Below are 970 nucleotides of genomic sequence, written 5' to 3' on the forward strand. Positions count from 1 at the left end.
AGAGGCAGTTTTTCAGAGGAGAGACTGCCATTTCCTGTCTTGAGAGCTGTTTTGGAGCGCTGCCCGATCCGCGCGCTCGCAACGCCTCGCATCGACTGGGCGATATCATCGTGATGATGGTAGCGGCGAGCTTGTGCGGGGCCACGACGGCGACGGAGTTCGCTCTGTTTGCCGAGAATCGCAAAGCTGCCTTGTCGCGCCTGATCGACTACGACAGTGCTCCCAGTCACGACACCTTCTCGCGGGTGCTGCGGCTGCTGGACCCCACTGCCTTTGCGCAGGCTTTCGCCGTCTTCGCTGCTGGTTTTGCGCAGGCGCTTGCCGAGACAGGCAATGGTGTCGGCGAGGTCGTGGCGCTCGACGGCAAGGCGTTGCGGCGCGCCTATGAGCGCGGTCATGCGGCTAGCCCGCCATTGACGGTGTCCGCCTTTGCGACCGAGGTCGGCCTGTGTCTGGCGGCGGTGACGCCAAGCCCCGCTGAGAACGAAGTCGAGGCGGCGCTCAGGGTTGTGGAACTGATTGACCTTACAGATAAAATCGTCACCGCCGATGCGCTCCACTGTCACCGGCGTATGGCACAAGCTATCATGGATCGGGGTGGAAATTACGTGCTCGCTCTGAAAGGAAACCGCCGCCATTGGCGTCAGAAGGCACGGGAAACCCTGAAGCAGTCCCGCCCCGCAAGCGCCGAATGCAATGAACTCAGCCATGGCCGTAACGAGTGGCGGTTGGCCGAAGTCGTACCGGCCGCCAAGCCGCTGATGGCCGGCCACGCCGCTTTCCTGCGCATCACCTCCAAACGCGACAAGGCCAAGCCGCTGACGCGCCTGTTTATGACCTCCCTCCTGCCGACACCGCAGCAGGCGCTCGCCATGACGCGCGCCCACTGGCAAATCGAAAACGGGTTGCACTGGGTGCTGGACGTTCATCTTGAAGAAGACTTCAGCCGGGCTCGCAAAGACAACGCTCC

General features: G+C 62.6%; 1 protein-coding gene. It reads left to right on the forward strand.

The window, feature by feature from the left end; genetic code table 11:
- On the forward strand, nucleotides 1-970 hold a 970-nt coding region (locus ACCO56_RS33025; protein ID WP_433645207.1), incomplete at both ends, for an ISAs1 family transposase.

Origin of the sequence: Mesorhizobium sp. 1B3 (assembly GCF_050958605.1) — a bacterium.
Taxonomy (GTDB): Bacteria; Pseudomonadota; Alphaproteobacteria; order Rhizobiales; family Rhizobiaceae.